An 18,585-nucleotide genomic window follows, 5' to 3' on the forward strand; every position below is an offset into this window, starting at 1 on the left:
TGGGGCAGGTATCGTCGCGGGTATGACGCAGATCGCGGTCGTCCCCGGCTCCTTCGACCCCGTGACCCTCGGGCACCTCGACGTGATCGGTCGGGCGGCAGGACTCTTCGACGAGGTCCACGTCCTCGTCGTGCACAACCCCGACAAGAAGACCGCGATGTTCGACGCCGTCGATCGTGTCCGGCTGATCGAGGAGTCGTTGGCCGAGACCGATGCGCCGGCGAACATCCGGGTCGGGGAGTGGACCGCCGGGCTCCTCGTCGACTACTGCCGGCAGGTCGGCGCGACGGTCCTGGTGAAGGGCGTCCGCTCGGGCGAGGACGTCGCGTACGAGACCCCGATGGCGATCATGAACCGGCACCTCGCCGACGTCGAGACGGTGTTCCTGCTGCCCGAGGCGTCGCGTGCCCACGTCTCGAGTTCGCTCATCCGGCAGGTGGCGACGCTCGGCGGAGACGTGTCGCCGTACGTGCCCGCCGTGGTCGACGACGCACTCCGGAACGCCGTCGGCTGAGACGACACGGCAGCGCGCTCCTCGACGTCAGCCGTCGTCCGCGCTAGGATGGTCGATCGTGTCTTCCCCCGTGAACAGCCCCTACGCCCTGCGCGTGCGTGACCTCGCGCACCGCCCGGGCGAGATGCGCGAGCACACGCTCGACATCACCGTCCCCGAGACCCTCGGGGCAGGGGTCGTGGCCGTTCGCGAGGGCGCTCCGATCCACATCGAGCTCCGGCTCGAGGGCCTCCACGAGGGCGTGCTCGTCTCCGGGCACGCTTCCGCAGAGGCCACCGGGCAGTGCTCGCGCTGCCTCATCGACATCAGCGAACCGGTCGAAGTCGATTTCGCCGAGCTGTTCGCGTATGATGCCTCGGAGGATTTCGACTTCCATGTTCATGAAGACCACGTGGATTCTGAACCGGTCGTTCGAGACGCGGTGGTGCTGTCACTGCCGTTCCAGCCGGTCTGCCGACCGGACTGCCCAGGACTCGACCCGGTGACGGGCGAGCGCCTGGCAGACACGGGGCGTACGGCTCCCGAGCCGACGGATCCCCGCTGGGCTGCGCTCGACGGACTGACGTTCGACGAGAACGACAGCTGAAGTCCGAGAACGACAGCTGAAGTCCGAGGACGACAGCTGAAGACCGAGCACGGCGCTCACAGCACCTCCACCGACTGACCACCGACCAACCGAAAGAGAACCACCATGGCCGTTCCCAAGCGCAAGCAATCCCGTGCCAACACGCACGCCCGTCGTTCGCAGTGGAAGGCCGCGCCGGTCCAGCTCGTGAAGACGATCGAGAACGGCAAGGTCACCTACAGCCTCCCGCACCGCGCGAAGGTCGTCGAGGACTCGGCCGGCACCGCCCTGTACATGGAGTACAAGGGCCGCAAGGTCGCCGACGTCTGATTCGGTAGCACGCATGGCAGCGACGTCCGGCTCCACGGGGTCCAACCCCGCGGGGTCGGACGTCGCTCGTCTGCGTGCACTGCTCCGGGTCGACGTGTCCCCGGAGCTGCTCCAGCTCGCCCTGACGCACCGCTCGTTCGCGTACGAGCACGGCGGCATCGGGCACAACGAACGACTCGAGTTCCTCGGTGACTCCATCCTCGGCCAAGCCGTGACGGTGAAGCTCTACCGCGACTTCCCGGATCTCGACGAAGGCGACCTGGCCAAGCGCCGGGCGAGCCTCGTCTCGACGGTCGCCCTCGCGGAGATCGCCCGGCTCAACGGCCTCGGCGCCTACCTGCGGCTCGGCAAGGGCGAGGAACTGACCGGCGGCCGCGACAAGTCGTCGATCCTCGCCGACACCGTCGAAGCCGTCATCGGCGCGACGTACCTCTCCGCCGGACCGGACGAAGCGACCGCGCTCGTCCTGCGCCTCGTGGAGCCGCTGCTCATCGACCCCGACCGTTTCGGTGCCGCGATGGACCCGAAGACGAGCCTGCAGGAGCTCGCGTCGTCGCTGGCCCTCGGCAACCCGGCGTACCGGGTCACCGAAGAGGGCCCCGACCACGACAAGACCTTCCACGCCACCGTCGTGCTGCAGGGCGAGGACATCGCCTCTGGCTCCGGGTCGAGCAAGAAGACCGCAGAGATGGCCGCGGCGCTTGACGCCTGGACGCGCCTCTCCGGCCGCAGCACCGACGACAGCACGACGGCGGCGCCAGACCGCGCGGCAGAGCCCGCCGGTGCCGCAGAGCCCGCCGGGTCCTAGCGCGTGCCCGAACTCCCCGAGGTCGAGGTCGTGCGCGCCGGCCTCGAACCCGCGGTCAGCGGCGCCCGGGTCCTCGCCGTGCACGTCGCCGACGAACGGGCCCTCACGCGCCACGACGGCCCCGCCGAGGACTTCGCACACCGACTGACCGGCAGGACCATCGCCGCCGCCGTCCGCCGTGGCAAGTTCATCTGGCTCCCGCTCGCCGAACCGGGCGCCGACGGCCGGGCAGAGGCGCTCGTGGCACACCTCGGCATGAGCGGACAGATCCTGCTCGGCCGCGACCGTCCAGCGGCGAAGCACCGCCGCATCGTCATCGACGTCCAGCCGCGCGGGTCGGACCGCGACGGCACGCCGGAGTCTCCCGTCGAGCTCGAGTTCGTGGACCAGCGCACGTTCGGCTCGATGGCGATCGACGCGATGGTGCCCACGATCGACGGCGCCCCCGCAGGGTTCGCCGGCGTCGTGGACGACCGACAGCCCGATGCCCCGTGGCGTCGGAGCATCCCGACCCAGGTGTCCCACATCGCCCGCGACCCGCTCGACCCCGCGTTCGACGACGACCGGTTCGTGCAGATGGCGAGGAAGCGTTCCAGCGGCATCAAGCGGGTGCTGCTCGACCAGGGCGTCGTGAGCGGCATCGGCAACATCTACGCCGACGAGTCGCTGTGGGCCGCGAAGCTCCACTACGACCGGCCGGCGGACCGTCTTCCGCGGGCATCGGTGCTGCTGCTCCTCCACGAGGTCCGCAGCGTGCTCGCGCGTGCACTCGAGGACGGTGGCACGAGCTTCGACGCCCAGTACGTCAACGTGAACGGGCAGTCCGGTTACTTCTCGCAGCGCCTCAACGTCTACGGGCAGCAGGGGAAGCCGTGCCCGCGGTGCGGCACGACGATCGTGCGCGAGGCGTTCATGAACCGGTCCAGCCACATCTGCCCCGTGTGCCAGCCGCGTCCGCGCGCTCGCAGGCGTTAGCCTGACGCCGAACAGCGAGACACCAGCCAGCGAGCAGCGCGACGAGCGACACACCCGGAGACCGCCATGTACTTGAAGAGCCTGACCATCAAGGGGTTCAAGTCCTTCGCGCAACCGACGACGTTCGCGTTCGAACCAGGGGTGACCTGCATCGTCGGCCCGAACGGCTCCGGCAAGTCCAACGTGGTCGACGCCCTCGCGTGGGTGATGGGGGAGCAGGGGGCGAAGACGCTCCGTGGCGGCAAGATGGAGGACGTCATCTTCGCCGGCACCTCGACCCGTGGCCCGCTCGGCCGGGCACAGGTGCTCCTGACGATCGACAACACCGACGGGCTCCTGCCGATCGACTACAGCGAGGTGACGATCTCCCGCACGCTGTTCCGGAACGGCGGCAGCGAGTACGCCATCAACGGTGAGAACTGCCGGCTGCTCGACGTGCAGGAACTGCTCTCGGACACCGGTCTCGGGCGCGAGATGCACGTCATCGTCGGCCAGGGCCAGCTCGACAAGGTCCTGCACGCCACCCCCGAGGACCGCCGCGGCTTCATCGAGGAGGCGGCCGGCATCCTGAAGCACCGTCGGCGCAAGGAGAAGACCCTCCGGAAGCTCGACGCCATGCAGACGAACCTCACGCGTCTGTCCGACCTCGCCGGCGAGATCCGTCGTCAGCTGAAGCCCCTCGGTCGCCAGGCCGAGGTCGCACGCAAGGCCCAGTCCGTCGCGGCCGTCGCCCGCGACGCCAAGGCCAGGATCCTGGCGGACGACGTCGTCCGCCTGCGCCGCGAGCTGCACGAGCACCAGGAGGTCGAGGCCGGCCGGAAGTCCGAGCGCATCGTCCTCACCGAACGCCTCGACCAGACCCGCGCCCGGCAGCAGCACGTCGAGCAGAGCATGGTCGGCGACGACGTCGACCGTGCCCGCACGGTCGTGCACCGACTGGAGAGCGTGCAGGAACGGCTCCGCGGCCTGTCGAGCCTCGCCAACCAGCGGCTCATGCTCCTCGCACAGCAGTCGGACGCCCCACAGCAGGGCCCCACGATCACCACCGAGCAGGTCGCCGGCGTCCGGGCCGAAGGAGACCGGCTCGACGCCCAGGCCACCGCGATGCAGCAGGGGATGGCAGCAGCAGCCGACCGGGTCCGGCAGGCCCGTGCGACCCTCGACGCCCTCGACGAGCGGATCGCCGCGCAGGCAGCGCTCGTCTCCCAGCACGACCTCGACGCGCAGCGACTCGCCAGTGCGGTCGACGTGGCACGGTCCAAGCGGGGCTCCGCCGTCGCCGACCGGGAGCGACGGGAGCGCGCGCTCACCGAGGCCGCCGAACGTTCCCGGATCGCCGAGGCGGCCCTCGCGGACGTCGGGACGGACCCGTCGGCGGACACCGACGCCGATGCCCTGCAGGCTGCGCTCGACGCCGCGCGCGAGCGGCTCGAACGGACGCAGACCGCCCGCGACGAGCTCCGCGACCGGCTGCACGGCATGGAACGCGAGCGGGACGCGCTCGAGGCGCGCGTGGCCGCACTCGGCATGTCGATCGACGTCCGCGACGGTTCCCAGGCGCTCATCGAGGCGGGGCGTGCCGGGATCGTCGGCCGGCTCGCCGACCACCTCACCGTCACCTCCGGCTTCGAGGCCGCCATCGCCGCGGCGCTCGACGGACTCGCCGACGCCGTCCTGGCCGAGGACCGCGCAGCTGCCCTCGACGCCGTCGCACACGCCCGCACCGAGGACATCGGCCGCATCGACGTGGTCGTCGCGGACGCCGCAGGGACCGCGGCCGGCTCCTCCGCACCCGCTGGCGTCCGCCGCGCCCTCGACCTGGTCAGCGGCCCGCCCGCGCTGTCCGCGATCCTCGCGGACACGCTGGTCGCCGACTCGGACGACGTCGATCTGGAGGCCGTGCTCACCGCCGCCCCGCAGGCGACGGTCGTGACGCGGTCGGGTGACCTGGTCCGTGCGGTCCGCGTGACCGGCGGCGGTGAGCGGACCACCTCGCGCATCGAGCTCGTCGCGGAACGGGATGACGCGGTGACGCGTCGCGATGCCATCGCGACGGCCGCGGCGGAGCTCGCCACGAGCCTCCAGGCCGCTCGCACCGACGTCGACGACGCACGCCGCGCTGCGGACGATGCGGACCGGACGAGCCGCGCGCACAACGCTGCGGTGGCGGAGTACGACCGGACGAGCGCGTCGGTCCGGGCGAAGGCGGAGAACGCCCTCGCCGAGGTCGAGCGACTCCGGGCCGCGCTCGGTGAGACGGACGGCGCCGTCGAGTCAGCGGAACGTGTCCTCGCCGAGGCCGAGCAGGCGCAGCAGGAGCACGCGGAGAAGCCGCGACCGACCGTCGACGCCACCGGACGACCGGCGCTGCAGGACGCGCTCGAGGCGGCGCGTGCCGCGGAGATCGAACAGCGCATCCAGATCGACACCGTGCGCGAGCGGGCGCGGGCCGAACGGTCGCGTGCCGACCAGCTCGACCGGCAGCTCGAGGCGGAGCGTGCGGCGGCCGAGGAAGCGGCACGGCTCGCGGTCATCCGACGTGGACAGATGGCGACGGCCGAGAGTGTCCTCGCGGACCTGCCGGAGGTGCTCGGCGCGGTCGACCGCTCGCTGGCCGAGGCGCGCGTGCAACTCGCGACCGCGGAGTCCGAACGGTCGAAGCGCAACACCGAGCTGCAGACGATCCGGAACGAGGAACGCGAGCTCCGCGACCGGCTGCAGTCGATCACCGACGGTGTGCACTCGCTCGAGATGGAGATCTACGAGAAGAAGCTCCACGTGTCCGGCGTGCTCGACCGGGCGCAGAGCGAGCTCGGGCTCGGCGAGGCCGTCCTGGTGGCGGAGTACGGGCCCGACGTGCCCGTGCCCGTCGACGTGCTCATCGACCCCCGGGTGCTCGCGCGGAAGCACCGGGATGCCTCGCGGGCGGCCGCCGCCGCAGCTGCCGCAGCCGCGGTCGCTCCGGACGAGGACGTCGACGCGGACTCCCTCGACTCCGCCGACGTGGACTCCGTGGATGTGGACGAGGACCTGGACGTCCCCGAGCTCGTCGACGCCGAGTCGACCCTGCCCGGCGGCCCCGCGCTGCCCGAGTTCGACGCGACCGACGACGTCGACCTCACCGAGGTCGAGACGGTGCCCTACGTGCGCGCCGAACAGGAGCGCCGGCTGAAGGCGGCCGAACGCGACCTCGGTCAGCTCGGCAAGGTCAACCCGCTCGCGCTCGAGGAGTTCCAGGCGCTCGAGCAGCGGCACGCGTTCCTCGCCGAGCAGCTCGAGGACCTGCAGAAGACCCGCACCGACCTCATGACGATCATCGAGGAGCTCGACGCGAAGATGCAGACCATCTTCGAGTCGGCGTTCAACGACACCCGCGAGGCCTTCGACGTCATCTTCCCGATCCTCTTTCCCGGTGGGTCCGGGTCGATCACGCTGACCGACCCCACCGACCTGCTCGGGACGGGGATCGACGTGCAGGTGAAGCCGGCAGGCAAGAAGATCGACCGGCTGACGCTGCTGTCGGGTGGCGAGCGGTCCCTGGCGGCGGTGGCGCTCCTCGTGGCGATCTTCACCGCGAGGCCCTCGCCGTTCTACATCATGGACGAGGTCGAGGCGGCGCTCGACGACGCGAACCTCGGACGGCTGCTGACGGTCTTCGAACGACTCCGCGAGGCCTCGCAGCTCATCGTGATCACGCATCAGAAGCGCACGATGGAGATCGCCGACGCGTTGTACGGCGTCTCCATGCGGCAGGACGGCGTCTCGGCCGTCGTCGGCCAGCGCGTCCAGCGTCGCGACGCCGCGTAGCGCCTGCCCGCGGGCGCCGGCTCGGCTGCCCGGCTGCCCGGCTGCCCGGCTGCCCGCGGGGGAGTACCGCGAAAGCGACAGTTCCCCGCTGGACTCGGGCGGGGAACTGTCGCTTTCGCGGCTACTTCGCGGCTACTTCGCGTCGGCCTCGGCGGCGACCGTGGGCTGCGAGCCCGTCGGGGTCAGGCCGCGCGCACGGCGCTTGTTCGAGACCACGAGGGACGCGACCGTCGCGACCGCGATCGTCAGCATGATGAACCCGAGCGAGAACCAGATCGGGATCTCCGGCGCCCACTCGATGTGCTCGCCGCCGTTGATGAACGGCAGCTCGTTGACGTGCATGGCGTGGAACACGAGCTTCACGCCGATGAACCCGAGGATGACGGCGAGCCCCTGGCCGAGGTAGATGAGCCGCTCGAGCAGTCCCGCGATGAGGAAGTAGAGCTGTCGGAGCCCGAGGAGCGAGAACGCGTTCGCGGTGAAGACGATGAAGGCGTCCTGCGTCAGACCGAAGATCGCGGGGATCGAGTCGAGCGCGAACAGCACGTCGGTGAGGCCGATGGCGACCATGACGAGCAGCATCGGGGTGAACAGCCGCTTGCCGTCGACCTTCGTGGTCAGGCGGTCACCGTCGTAGTGGTCCGACGTCGGGATGACGCGCTTCAGGATCCGGATGAGGCGGGAATCGCCCTCGTCTGCACCGTGGTCGTTCCCACTGCGGGCCTGGGACCACGCGAGCCAAAACAGCAGCGCCCCGAACAGGTAGAACACCCACGAGAAGTTGTCGATGATCGTGACGCCGAGCGCGATGAACAGACCACGGGCCACGAGGGCGATCGCGACACCGACGAGCAGGACCTTCTGCTGGAACTCCTTCGGCACCGCGAACGACGACATGATGATGAGGAAGACGAACAGGTTGTCGACCGACAGGGCCTTCTCCGTCAGCCACCCGGCGAAGTACTCACCGCCGGCCTGGTGGCCGCCGAAGACCCAGATCCCGATGCCGAACACGATCGCCAGGGCGATGTACACGACGGACCAGAACGCGGACTCGCGGATGTGGGGGACGTGCGGCTTGCGCACGTGCGAGAAGAAGTCGAACACCAGCAGGCCGAGGATGCCGGCGATGGTGATGATCCAGACGAGGAACGGGACGTCCAAGGAGTTTCCCTTCAGGGGGCGTACCGGGTACGCCGAGGCCTGAAGGTCTCTTCCGCCACGATCTGCTGCAACCGATCGCGACCGGCGCCCCGGGTCCGGATCGTTCCGGACCGTACTGACGGGGTCACCGAGAGGGAATACTCCCCTTCGTGTGGCCGAGCATACCGGGGACCGGCATCAGCCGCCGCGCCCTAAGCTGGGAACATGGCGAGTTCCTGGTCACTGTCCTCCCGGCTGCGCGGGCTCTTCCAGCGGAAGACCATCGACGAGACGACGTGGGACGACCTCGAGACGGCCTTGATCGGCGCCGACTTCGGCCCGGACATCTCCGAGGAGATCATCGAGGACCTGCACGCCCGCGTCGACCGCTACGGCACGACCGACCCCGCCGACCTGCAGCGCATGCTCCGCGAGGTGCTCGAGGAACGGCTCTCGAAGCTCGACACCACCCTGAAGCTCAGCGCGCGTCCCGCGGTGGTCCTGGTCGTCGGCGTGAACGGCGTCGGCAAGACGACCACGATCGGCAAGTTCGCCAAGTTCCTGAAGACCTACGACCGGACGGTGCTCGTCGGCGCGGCGGACACCTTCCGTGCGGCGGCGGTCGAGCAGGTCGCGACGTGGGCCCAGCGTGCGGGGGTCGACGTGGTCCGCCCCGCCCAGCCCGGCCAGGACCCGGCCTCGGTGGCGTACCAGACCGTCGAGAAGGCCATGCGAGAGGGCACCGAGATCGTGGTCATCGACACCGCGGGTCGTCTGCACACCAAGGCCGGGCTGATGGACGAGCTCGGCAAGATCAAGCGCGTCGTCGAGAAGCAGACCGAGATCTCCGAGGTCCTGCTCGTGCTCGACGCGACGACCGGGCAGAACGGGCTCGCGCAGGCGCAGGCCTTCATCGAGGGCGCCGGTGTGACCGGGCTCGTCATCACGAAGCTCGACGGCTCCGCGAAGGCCGGGTTCGTCCTGAGCGTGCAGGAGAAGACGGGCATCCCGATCAAGCTGATCGGGCAGGGCGAGGGCATCAACGACCTGACCGGTTTCACCCCGCACGTGTTCGTGCAGAACCTCGTCGGCTGATTCCGGGTACCGTCTCGGCAGTACAGGGATCGTCCAGGTACACGGAAGGAGCCCTCACATGCCCGCACTCCTGATCATCGCGATCGTCGTCGGCCTCGTCCTGCTCTTCAGCGGCATCTTCGTCGGTGCACTGAAGTTCCTGCTCTGGGTCGGCATCGTCCTCATCATCCTCGCCGTCATCGGCTGGCTGCTGCGGAGCATCCGCGGTCGCGCGTAGCAAGCAGCGTGCCCTGAACGGGCACCACGCAGACGGGAGGCCCGTCACCAGCTGGTGACGGGCCTCCCGTCTGTCCGTGGCCGGCGCTAGACCGCCTGGCGGCCGACCGGGGCGTCCACCAGGTGCGCGAGGTGCGCCGGCACCGTGCCGCCGCGCGCGACGGTCGCGCGGGCCCACAGCCGTCCGGCGCGGTACGAGGACCGGACCAGCGGACCGGCGAGGACCCCCGCGAAACCCATGTCCTCGGCGAGTTCGCGGAGCTCGACGAACTCCTCCGGCCTGACCCACCTCGCGACCGGCAGGTGCCGGGGCGACGGACGGAGGTACTGCGTGAGCGTGATGATGTCGGTGCCGGCGTCGTACAGCTGCCGGAGGGCGTCCTCGATCTCGGCACGTTCCTCGCCCATGCCGAGGATGAGGTTCGACTTCGTCACGAGGCCCGCGTCGTGCCCCTGCGTGATGACGTCGAGCGAGCGCTCGAACCGGAAGGCCGGACGGATGCGCTTGAAGATGCGGGGGACCGTCTCGACGTTGTGCGCGAAGACCTCGGGGCGGGCGTCGAACACCTGGCCGAGCTGGTCCGGGCGGCCGTTGAAGTCCGGCACGAGGATCTCGACGCCGGTGCCGGGGGAGTGCTCGTGGATCGCCCGGATGGTCTCCGCGTAGAGCCATGCCCCGCCGTCGTCGAGGTCGTCGCGTGCGACACCGGTGACCGTGGCGTAGCGCAGGCCCATGCTGGCCACGGAGTCCGCGACGCGTCGGGGCTCGTCACGGTCGAGCGGCTCGGGCTTGCCGGTGTCGATCTGGCAGAAGTCGCACCGGCGCGTGCACTGGGCGCCGCCGATGAGGAACGTCGCCTCGCGGTCCTCCCAGCACTCGAAGATGTTCGGGCACCCGGCCTCCTGGCAGACGGTGTGCAGCTGCTCGGACTTGACCAGGGCGGAGACCTCCGTGAACTCCGGACCCTGGGTCGCGCGGGTCTTGATCCACGCGGGCTTCGTCTCGATCGGTGTCTCGGCGTTCCTGGCCTCGACGCGGAGCATGCGGCGGCCTTCTGGAGCGAGGGTCATGCGGGGATCCGTTCGGGTGTGCTGGTGACGGCGCCGCTGATGCGCGCGCCGGTGTGCATGCCGTCGAGCGCGTCCTGGACACGACGTGCGACGGTGTCGGCGATGTCGTCGACGGTCACGGTTCGCCCGGACGCCGCGCCGAGGGTGGTCACGCCGGCGTCGGCGATCCCGCACGGCACGATCGCGGCGTACGCGTCGAGCGCGTTGCCGCAGTTGATCGCGATGCCGTGGCTCGTGACGCCCTCGGCGACGTGCAGGCCGATCGCGCCGACCTTGTCGAACGCGCCGGCCTGGTCGAACGTGTCGGCCTGGTCGAACGTGCCGGCCTCGTCGAACCTGCTGGCCGGATTCCTGACCCAGGCGCCGCTGCGACCGTCGACCCGTTCGGCGACGACCCCGACGGAGGCTGCGGCGTCGATGATGACCTGCTCGAGGTCGCGCACCCACGCCACGACGTCGAGGGGGTCGGCGAGCCGGACGATCGGGTAGGCGACGAGCTGCCCGGGGCCGTGCCAGGTGATGCGTCCGCCCCGGTCGACCTCGACCACGGGGGAGCCGTCCGTCGGCAGGTCGGACCGCTCGGTGCGTCGACCGGCCGTGTACACGGAGGGGTGCTCGCAGAGGACGAGTGCCCCGGGGGAGCGGCCAGCGACGACGTCGGCGTGGAGCGCTCGCTGCAGTGCGAGCCCCTCGGCGTAGTCGAGCAGTCCGGGCGGACGGAGGACCTCGAGTTCCGGCATGCTCCGAGCGTACGACGTTTCTGGACTCCGTCCAACAAGTCCGTGTCGGCGTGACAGGACGCTGCGGAACGGGGCCTGTAGAATCGTCGGATCATGGCGCAATTCGGATCCCTCTCTGATCGGCTGACCGAGACCTTCCGCAACCTGCGGACGAAGGGACGGCTCTCCCCGTCGGACGTGGACGGCACCGTCCGCGAGATCCGCCGGGCACTCCTCGACGCGGACGTCGCGCTCGAGGTCGTCAAGGCGTTCACCGCATCGGTGCGGGAGCGTGCCCTGTCCGACGAGGTCAACCGGGCGCTGAACCCGGCGCAGCAGGTCGTCCAGATCGTCAACGAGGAACTCGTCGGCATCCTCGGCGGCCAGCAGCGGCGGCTCGAGTTCGCGAAGAAGCCGCCGACGGTCATCATGCTCGCGGGTCTGCAGGGTGCCGGCAAGACGACCCTCGCGGGCAAGCTCGGCAAGTGGCTCAAGAAGGACGGCCACACGCCGATGCTCGTCGCGGCCGACCTCCAGCGCCCGAACGCCGTGCAGCAGCTCCAGGTCGTCGGCGAGCAGGCCGGTGTGCACGTCTTCGCTCCAGAGCCCGGCAACGGCGTCGGGGACCCGGTCAAGGTCGCGAAGAACGCGATCAAGGCCGCGGTCGACCAGCAGTACGACACCGTCATCGTGGACACCGCCGGTCGACTGGGTGTCGACGCCGAGCTCATGAAGCAGGCGGCGAACATCCGCAAGGCCGTCGACCCGGACGAGGTCCTCTTCGTCATCGACGCGATGATCGGTCAGGACGCCGTCACCACGGCGCGCGCGTTCCAGGAAGGCGTCGACTTCACCGGTGTCGTCCTGTCGAAGCTCGACGGCGACGCCCGCGGTGGTGCTGCCCTGTCGGTCGCCAGCGTCACCGGGCGCCCGATCATGTTCGCGTCCACGGGTGAGTCGCTCGACGACTTCGAGCCGTTCCACCCGGACCGCATGGCGAGCCGCATCCTCGACCTCGGCGACATCCTGTCCCTCATCGAGCAGGCCCAGGGCGCGTTCGACGAGGAAGAAGCGCGCAAGGTCGCGGACAAGATCGCGTCGGACAGCTTCACGCTGAACGACTTCCTGCAGCAGATGCAGCAGCTCCGCAAGGCCGGCTCGATCAAGGGCATGCTCGGCATGCTCCCCGGCGCCAAGGGCATGCGCGAGGCGCTCGACAACTTCGACGAGCGCGAGATCGTCCGCACCGAGGCGATCATCCAGTCGATGACCCCGCAGGAGCGCGAGCTCCCGAAGCTCCTGAACGGCTCGCGTCGTCTCCGCATCGCGCGCGGTGCCGGCTCCACCGTGACCGAGGTCAACCAGCTCGTGAACCGCTTCGAGCAGGCGGCGAAGATGATGAAGACCGTCGCCCGTGGTGGCGTCCCGCAGATGCCGGGCATGGGGCCGATCCCCGGCATGCACGGCGGCAAGAAGCAGCAGCAGGGCGGCGGCAAGAAGAAGAAGGTCGGCAACCCCGCGAAGCGTGCGGCCCTCGCCGCCGGTGCGGCTGCTGCGCCGCAGCAGGCGCCGAAGGGCTCCGGCCTCGGACTCGGTGGCGGCAAGAACGGCAAGGCGCCCACCGAGGAAGAGCTGGCGAGCCTGCAGAAGTTCCTGGGTCGCTAGTCGCGACCACCTGACGGACGGGAGGCCCGGTGCCAGCTGGCACCGGGCCTCCCGTCCGTGTCGGGGCGGCTAGAGGGAGTCGCGCAGCTCCCCGACCAGGTGGCGGACGACCGCGCGCAGGTCGCCGTCGTTCTCCTGCGCGACCTGGAGCTGCCGCTGGTACGACGCGCCGCGCTCGATCATCGTGTCGAGGTGGTGCAGTTCCTGCTGGCAGCCGAGCCGCTCCGCGATCGGGTCCAGTCGCTCGACGAGGTCGTGCACCTCGTCCGTGACGAGCCGTTCGTCGCCGGCGGCGTTCGTGATGATCTCCGCCTCCATGCCGTAGCGGGCCGCGCGCCACTTGTTCTCGCGGATGAACCACGGCTGCATCGTCGGCAGGGTCTCGCCGGCGTCGAGCCGGTCCGAGCAGGCGGTGACGAGGCACTGCACGAGCGCGGTGACGGCACCGACCTCGTGCAGGGTCGAGATGCCGTCGGAGACCCGGTTCTCGAGCGTGCCCCACTGCGGCGACGGGCGGATGTCCCACCGGAGGTCCCCGACGCCCTCGATGACGCCGGTGTGCGTCAGGTCGCCGACGACCTCCTCGAAGTTCGCCCACGCGCCGAGCTGCGGCGGGAGTCCGCCGGTCGGCAGCTGCTGGAACATCAGGGCCCGGTTCGACGCGTACCCGGTGTCGGTCCCGGCCCAGAACGGGCTGGACGCCGTGAACGCTTGGATGTGCGGCACGTAGGCGAGCATGGCGCCGAGGATCGGGAGTGCCTTGTCGCGGTCGTCGATGCCGACGTGCACGTGCACGCCCCAGATGAGCATCTGACGGCCCCACCACCTGGTGCGGTCGATGAGTGTCGTGTAGTGCTCGCTGTCGGGGGTGATCTCCTGCTGGTCCCACACGGCGAACGGATGCGTCCCGGAGCACATGACCTGCGCGTCGAGGGGTTCAGCGGCGTCGACGACCTCGCCGATGATGCCGGAGAGCTCGTTCGTCGCGCCGCCGACGGTGTGGTGGACGCCCGTGACGACCTCGACCGTGTTGGTCAGGAGCTCCTCGGTGACCTGTTCGTGCGAGCCGAGCCGCTCGCGGACGGCGGAGATGACCGCTGGGGCTCGTGGGGTCAGGTCGCCGGTGTCGCGGTCGACCAGTGGGAGTTCCCACTCGACGCCGATGGTCGATGCCGGGGACTCGGTGAAGCGGATGTCCATGCTGAACATCCTGCCCGGATCCTTGTCGGACACGCACAAGGAACGCTTGTCCCGATCGTGCGGTTTCGATTCTCAGGATTTCCCCATCAGGACTACCGTAGAAGCGCTCAACAGGGAAGAGGAACGCATGCAGCTGGTCGTACGAGGTACTTCTGCCCCGCTCATCGGAGAGCTCGACATCCCGGTCTCGAAGTACCACGCGCACCGCGCGCTGGTCCTCGCGTCGCTGGCGAAGGGGACGAGCATCGTCTCCGGGATCAGCACGACACGGCAGGTCGAGTGGACCGTCGGCACCTTGCGTGCCCTCGGCATCGACATCAAGCGCCGCGGGAACGAGTACCACGTCACCGGGCTCGGTGGGCGGTACGAAGCGACCGACGTCGTCGACCACGGGTCGCGCGGCGCCGACGGCGTCCTGAACATGGGCTCGTCGGGCACGACGCTCTACTTCATGACCGGTCTGGCATCCCTCGCGGACAAGCCGATGACGCTGTCGGGCATGAAGTACTTCCAGCGCCGTCCGATCAAGGCGCTGCTGACCTCGCTGACCCAGATGGGCGTCGATCTCGAGGCGACGAACGACTGCCCGCCGGTCACCGTCCAGCCGAAGCGTCCGCGCGGCGGTGACGTCCAGATCGCGGGCACGCTCTCGCAGTGGATCTCCGGCCTGCTCCTCGTCGCGCCGTTCGCGGAAGAGGAGACACGCATCCACATCACGGGCGGCCGCCTCAACGAGCAGCCGTACGTGGAGCTCACCGTGCGCATGATGCGCCAGTTCGGCCTGCGGGTCGAGGTCTCCGACGACTGGCTCGAGTACCGGATCCCGGCGAACCAGCAGGCGACCCCGCACGACTACGTCATCCCGCCGGACATCGGCTCCGCCGCCTTCGGCATCGCCGCTGCCGGCATCCGCGAGTCCAACGTGCTGCTCCGCGGCATGACCTCGTTCACCACCGCGGACACCGACCACCCGGAGAGCGAGTTCCTCGACCTCGCGACGGCGATGGGCGTCCCGATGCGCATCGACGAGGAGACCGGCTTCGTGCGGATCGAGCATGACGGCTCCCCGCTGAAGCCCCTCGACATCGACTGCCAGCCGATCCCGGACCTCCTGCCGATCCTGTCCACGATGGCGACCTTCGCCGAGGGCACGACCCGGCTCTGGAACGTGGCGCACATCCGGCTCAAGGAGTCGGACCGCGTCGCCGCCATGCTGCAGCTGAACCGGATGGGTGGACGTGCCGAGCAGGGCGCCGACGAACTCCGCGTGACCGGCGTGGGCGCCGGTGAGCTGCACGGCGCGTCGATGTCGTCGTTCAACGACCACCGCGTGCTCATGTCGCTCGCGGTCGCAGCGTCGAAGGCCGACGGGGTCTCCGCGCTCACGTATCCGCGTGCCTACCGGATCTCCTACCCGACGTTCCTCGAGGCGATGAACTCCGTCGGCCTCGAGATGGAGGTCGGCGACGCCGAGGCGGCGATGGCGGCAGCGGACACCCGCGCCGACCGTGCCGACGTGTCGAACCAGCACACCGACCTCGGCGAGGACACCGACGCCGCGGCCCGTGCCGCTGACCTGCCGGAGCTCACCGGCGTCGACGCCGACCCGCTCGTGCTCTCCGAGAAGGTCCGGACGCTGTCCGAGACCGACCCGGACGGCCTCGCCGTGATCGAGGTCGGCGGTCCCGAACCCGTGAACACGACCTGGAAGGAGCTCCAGGACGAGGCGGACAAGGTGTCTGCGCTACTCCTCGAGCTCGGTGTGCGCCGTGGTGAGTCCGTCGCCATGCAGCTCCCGAACTGGCGCGAGTTCGTGTCGATCACCCTCGGCGCGATCCAGATGGGTGCCGTCGCCACGCCGATCATGCCGGTGTTCGGCCCGCGTGAGACCACGATGACCCTGGCCCGCTCTCGTGCCCGCGTCGTGTTCCTGCCGAACGTGTTCCGCAAGCGTCGCCCAGCGCTCGAGCTCCTCGACGTGGTCGACGAGGCGAAGGCGCAGAAGCGTCGGCTCTCGGTCGAACACGTCGTCGTGATCCGGTCGGAAGCGCGCGGTCAGGGCGACACCCCGACCAACCAGGCACCGCTGCCCGCCGACGCCGCCGAGCGCGTCGCGGCGAGCGAGTGGAACTGGCGCTACTTCGACACCGCGCTCGAGAGCGTCCAGGTCGACGTCGAGCAGATCCGCTCGCACGCGCCGACGCCGGACGACATCTGCCAGCTGCTGTTCACCTCTGGCACCACCGGTGAGCCGAAGGGCGTGCAGCACCCGCACCGCACGCTCGGCCTCGCCACCGCGATGCACGTCGCGCAGTCCGGGCTGACGAGCGACGACCGGATCTACATCCCGTCGCCGCTCGCACACCAGACCGGCTTCCTCTACGGCATGCTGCTGGCGTTCCGGCTCGGCGCGCCGCAGGTCATCCAGCCGGTGTGGGACGGCACCGTCGCCCTCGAGCAGGCCTTCGGTGCGGCCGGGGCGACCTTCGTGCAGTGCGCGACGCCGTTCCTGACCGACCTGGTCGACCTGGTCGAGGCGGGTGCACCACAGCCCGAGTCGCTCCGGATCTTCGTCCCGACCGGAGCCGCGGTTCCCCGTGCCCTCGCCCAGCGGGCCAGCACCGTGCTCGGCACCGCGATCCTCGGTGCGTTCGGCACGAGCGAGACGTGCCTCGGCGCGTTGTCGAGCCCGTCCGACGACCCGGCGGACGCCTACGGACACGACGGCCGCGCGCTGCCCGGCATCAGGATCCGCATCGTGGACGACGAGGGCAACGAGCTGCCGGCCGACACCGAGGGCAACTACGAGCTGCACTCGCCGACGATGTTCGACGGGTACCTCGACCGCCCCGACCTGACCGACGACGTCTTCACCGAGGACGGCTGGTACAAGACCGGCGACCTCGCGAAGGTGTCGGCGAAGGGCTTCCTGTCGATCACCGGCCGCGTCAAGGACGTCATCAACCGCGGTGGCGAGAAGATCCCGGTCGTCGAGATCGAGAACCTGCTCTACCAGCACCCGCTCGTCACCGACGTCGCCATCGTCGCGATGCCCGACGAGCGCCTCGGGGAGCGCGCATGTGCGTTCGTCGTGTCCGCCCGTCAGGGTGAACCGCTCGATTTCCGGACGATGCAGCAGTACCTCGAGAAGTCCGGGGTGTCCAAGTACTACTGGCCGGAGCGGCTCGAGTACATCGCCGAGCTGCCGCGCAACGCGGTCGGCAAGGTCCAGAAGAACGTCCTGCGCGAGCAGGCTGCCGCGCTCGTCGCGACGAAGGAGAAGTAACCGAGATGACCACGTTCAACGAGGTCGAGTTCCAGCAGCTCAAGGCCGAGGTCACCGAGTGGGTCCGCGGCCGCGGCGAGGACTGGGCGAACGAGATCGAGCGCACCGGCCAGGTGAGCCCTGAGCTCTTCCAGGAGCTCAAGGACAAGGGCTGGCTGTCCCTCGCGGCGCCGACCGAGCTCGGCGGGCGGGACATCCCGTTCTCCCGCTACCTCGAGATCATGGAGATCGTGTCGCGCTCGCACGCGTCGATCCGCATGCTCGTGCACGTCATCAACGGCACCTGGCGCGCCATGCAGCCGTACGCGAGCCCGGAACAGATCGAGCAGGTCGTCAAGCCCTCCGTCGCCGGCGACAAGCTCGTCGCGTTCACGCTGACCGAGGCCACGGCCGGCACCGGCGCGGACATCCGCACGACGGTCCGTCGCGAGGGCGACACCTACGTGATGAACGGCGAGAAGCACCTCATCACGTTCGGCGTCAAGTGCGACTACTGGCTCATCGCGGCGCGGCTCGAGGGCACGACGGGCCAGGACGGCACCGTCGCGTTCCTCATGCCGAACACCGGGCTCCCCGGTGCCGAGGTGATCGACGACTCGGACACCATGGGCATCCGCGGCACCGACCACGCGATCCTCCGCTTCACCGACACCCCGATCCCCGCGAGCGCGCTGCTCGGCGAAGAGGGCCAGGGGCTGGAGGTCGCACTGGGTGGCTTCCTGCTCCCGAGCCGCGTGTCGGTCGCGATGAGCGCCGTCGGCCTCGCCGAGCGTGCGAACGAGCTCGCCGTCGAGTACGCAAACGAGCGCGAGACCTTCGGCAAGAAGCTCGCCACCCGCCAGGCGATCCAGTTCTACATCGCCGAGAACTACGCCGACATCGCCGCGGCACGGGCCCTCGTGCTCGAGGCCGCCCGCGCCTACGAGGAAGGCCGTCCCGACGCCGGCACGCTCTCCAGCGCATCGAAGATGATCGCGGTCGACATGCTCGCCCGCGTCACCGACAAGGCGCTCCAGGTGCACGGTGGCCAGGGCTACTGGAAGCGCAACGCCATCGAGCGCGTCTACCGTGACGCCCGTGCGCAGCGGTTCGAAGAGGGCACCAACGAGATCCAGAAGCTGGTCGTCGGTCGCGCAGTCGTGACCGGCCAGGCCGGGTTCTGACCCGCACCACGCACCTGACTGGAGGCTC

Annotated in this window: 15 protein-coding genes; 11 read left to right on the forward strand and 4 right to left on the reverse strand. The window is 69.9% G+C overall.

Features of this window, described 5'->3' with window-relative positions:
* Positions 1–22 precede the first annotated feature (22 nt).
* The 6 genes from coaD (at position 23) to ACEN9V_RS00250 (ending at position 6,999) form a co-directional block, all read left to right on the forward strand.
* Complete coding sequence (gene coaD / locus ACEN9V_RS00225; protein WP_413601671.1) at positions 23–514, forward strand: pantetheine-phosphate adenylyltransferase; 492 nt, start codon at positions 23–25, stop codon at positions 512–514.
* Positions 515–638: 124 nt separating this feature from the next.
* Entirely contained in the window at positions 639–1,100 is a 462-nt protein-coding gene (locus ACEN9V_RS00230; protein ID WP_402730172.1) for a YceD family protein, read from the forward strand.
* A 105-nt stretch (positions 1,101–1,205) separates the two neighbouring features.
* Positions 1,206–1,409: a 50S ribosomal protein L32 gene (rpmF, locus tag ACEN9V_RS00235; RefSeq protein ID WP_058728177.1), complete on the forward strand. Its 204-nt coding sequence runs from the start codon at positions 1,206–1,208 to the stop codon at positions 1,407–1,409.
* A 13-nt stretch (positions 1,410–1,422) separates the two neighbouring features.
* Positions 1,423–2,217 (forward strand): ribonuclease III, encoded by a 795-nt coding sequence (rnc, locus tag ACEN9V_RS00240; RefSeq protein ID WP_413601672.1) that lies wholly within the window; start codon positions 1,423–1,425, stop codon positions 2,215–2,217.
* A gap of 3 nt (positions 2,218–2,220) precedes the next feature.
* Entirely contained in the window at positions 2,221–3,192 is a 972-nt protein-coding gene (mutM, locus tag ACEN9V_RS00245; protein ID WP_413601673.1) for a bifunctional DNA-formamidopyrimidine glycosylase/DNA-(apurinic or apyrimidinic site) lyase, read from the forward strand.
* Between the two features lie 66 nt (positions 3,193–3,258).
* On the forward strand, positions 3,259–6,999 hold the full coding sequence (locus ACEN9V_RS00250) for a chromosome segregation SMC family protein (protein ID WP_413601674.1): 3,741 nt from the start codon (positions 3,259–3,261) through the stop codon (positions 6,997–6,999).
* Positions 7,000–7,131: 132 nt separating this feature from the next.
* On the opposite strand, the gene ACEN9V_RS00255 is transcribed toward ACEN9V_RS00250, so the two are convergent.
* Positions 7,132–8,163 (reverse strand): TerC family protein, encoded by a 1,032-nt coding sequence (locus tag ACEN9V_RS00255; protein WP_413601675.1) that lies wholly within the window; start codon positions 8,161–8,163, stop codon positions 7,132–7,134.
* 204 nt (positions 8,164–8,367) lie between these two features.
* On the opposite strand from ACEN9V_RS00255, the gene ftsY reads away from it, so the two are divergent.
* Both ftsY and ACEN9V_RS00265 read left to right on the forward strand, forming a co-directional pair.
* On the forward strand, positions 8,368–9,237 hold the full coding sequence (gene ftsY / locus ACEN9V_RS00260) for a signal recognition particle-docking protein FtsY (protein WP_281264880.1): 870 nt from the start codon (positions 8,368–8,370) through the stop codon (positions 9,235–9,237).
* A gap of 58 nt (positions 9,238–9,295) precedes the next feature.
* Positions 9,296–9,454 (forward strand): hypothetical protein, encoded by a 159-nt coding sequence (locus ACEN9V_RS00265; protein WP_281264879.1) that lies wholly within the window; start codon positions 9,296–9,298, stop codon positions 9,452–9,454.
* 86 nt (positions 9,455–9,540) lie between these two features.
* Here ACEN9V_RS00265 and lipA read toward each other — a convergent pair whose 3' ends face one another.
* Positions 9,541–10,524, reverse strand: a complete 984-nt coding sequence (gene lipA / locus ACEN9V_RS00270; protein ID WP_413601676.1) for a lipoyl synthase — start codon at positions 10,522–10,524, stop codon at positions 9,541–9,543.
* Complete coding sequence (lipB, locus tag ACEN9V_RS00275; RefSeq protein ID WP_413601677.1) at positions 10,521–11,264, reverse strand: lipoyl(octanoyl) transferase LipB; 744 nt, start codon at positions 11,262–11,264, stop codon at positions 10,521–10,523. Before lipB ends, lipA begins: the two co-directional genes overlap by 4 nt.
* A gap of 93 nt (positions 11,265–11,357) precedes the next feature.
* Between lipB and ffh the strand changes: the two genes are divergently transcribed.
* Entirely contained in the window at positions 11,358–12,908 is a 1,551-nt protein-coding gene (ffh, locus tag ACEN9V_RS00280) for a signal recognition particle protein (RefSeq protein ID WP_413601678.1), read from the forward strand.
* 69 nt (positions 12,909–12,977) lie between these two features.
* On the opposite strand, the gene ACEN9V_RS00285 is transcribed toward ffh, so the two are convergent.
* Entirely contained in the window at positions 12,978–14,117 is a 1,140-nt protein-coding gene (locus ACEN9V_RS00285) for a glutamate--cysteine ligase (protein WP_402730166.1), read from the reverse strand.
* Positions 14,118–14,235: 118 nt separating this feature from the next.
* On the opposite strand from ACEN9V_RS00285, the gene aroA reads away from it, so the two are divergent.
* Positions 14,236–17,394 carry a 3-phosphoshikimate 1-carboxyvinyltransferase gene (gene aroA / locus ACEN9V_RS00290; protein ID WP_413601679.1) on the forward strand — a complete coding sequence of 1,053 codons (3,159 nt, stop codon included), beginning with the start codon at positions 14,236–14,238 and terminating at the stop codon, positions 17,392–17,394.
* A 5-nt stretch (positions 17,395–17,399) separates the two neighbouring features.
* Complete coding sequence (locus ACEN9V_RS00295) at positions 17,400–18,557, forward strand: acyl-CoA dehydrogenase family protein (protein WP_413601680.1); 1,158 nt, start codon at positions 17,400–17,402, stop codon at positions 18,555–18,557.
* The last annotated feature ends 28 nt before the right edge of the window (positions 18,558–18,585 follow it).

Origin of the sequence: Curtobacterium sp. Curtsp57, assembly GCF_047324335.1 — a bacterium.
In the GTDB taxonomy this organism is placed as follows: domain Bacteria; phylum Actinomycetota; class Actinomycetes; order Actinomycetales; family Microbacteriaceae; genus Curtobacterium.